This is a genomic window from Neisseria sp. HMSC065D04 (assembly GCF_001815675.1).
GTDB lineage: Bacteria > Pseudomonadota > Gammaproteobacteria > Burkholderiales > Neisseriaceae > Neisseria.
Genome location: NZ_KV821537.1, coordinates 18,082 through 18,526 on the forward strand (window position 1 = coordinate 18,082; position 445 = coordinate 18,526).

A 445-nucleotide genomic window follows, 5' to 3' on the forward strand; every position below is an offset into this window, starting at 1 on the left:
GGTCTTCCATCCTGAGTTTGTTGTTTGCCCAGGTGCGGATGACGTTCCTGGTGTTCCAATCGGCAGGAATGTGGTCGGGATGGGCGCTGTCGTGCATGACGCCGGAGATATACGGACGGTCGGGATTACCTTGGACGAAGGAAAGCATCACTTCGGTGCCTTCGTGTAAGGGGAAGTGGATGCCGTATTCGGGACCGGCATAGGGTTTGGCCAGTCGGACGGGACGGCTTTCGCCGCCGGGACTCCATTCGTCCAAATCAAACGGCAGTTTGACGCGGTAGCGTCCCATCTCGTCGATGTAGGCGTAGGTGCAGTTCTCAGCAGCAGTTACCCGTGCGGGCAGTGTGCCGGCGATATGGGGGCGCGGGGTGGTGCGTTCGGGACGGAAGGCGTGTTGGGCGGGTATGGCGCTAAAGGTGTGGGTGTAGGCGGTATCGCGGCTGCC

Annotated in this window: 1 protein-coding gene; it reads right to left on the minus strand. The window is 60.9% G+C overall.

Annotated features, from left to right (window positions below):
• The coding region (gene vgrG, locus HMPREF3050_RS10105; RefSeq protein ID WP_210399934.1) for a type VI secretion system tip protein VgrG at positions 1–445 on the minus strand (445 nt) is incomplete at both ends.